Origin of the sequence: Paraburkholderia sp. EG287B (assembly GCF_040965595.1) — a bacterium.
Lineage (GTDB): Bacteria > Pseudomonadota > Gammaproteobacteria > Burkholderiales > Burkholderiaceae > Paraburkholderia.
The window spans coordinates 1-422 of sequence record NZ_JBFRCG010000095.1; the positions used below are offsets into that span (position 1 = coordinate 1).

The following is a 422-nucleotide window of genomic DNA, read 5'->3' on the forward strand; positions in this document are numbered from 1 at the left end:
GCCGCGCGCCGTGTCGATGACGCGCTGATAGAGCACGTCGTCGCTCGCCGCGAGGCCGATCTGGTTGACGAGCGTCGAGCGCATCTGTGTGACTAGCGGTTGAGACGGATTGATCCGCCAGTCGGGATGCGCCGTCAGATGATCGGACCAGAAGCCCGCGAGTTGCTGCGAGACGTCGAGCCACTCTCCCACGCGCATACCGGGAGGCGCGGGCCAGACGTCGAGCAGTTGTTTCCTGAGAAAGGTTGCGTCGGTGCGCGCCGGGGTAGCGAGCATCAGGTACGCCTTCAGGCGGTTGTAGGCCTGCTGCTGCGCATCGTGACTCTGCTGTTCATCCGCGCGAACCTGCGAGAACCGGGCGAGTTGCCCTTCGAGCGCCCGCGCGACTGGCTGGCGCAGGTTGCGCATAGCCACGGCCTGAT

1 protein-coding gene is annotated in these 422 nt (G+C 65.9%); it reads right to left on the reverse strand.

The window, feature by feature from the left end; genetic code table 11:
• On the reverse strand, window positions 1-422 hold a 422-nt coding region (locus AB4Y40_RS42860), incomplete at both ends, for an ImcF-related family protein (protein WP_368692997.1).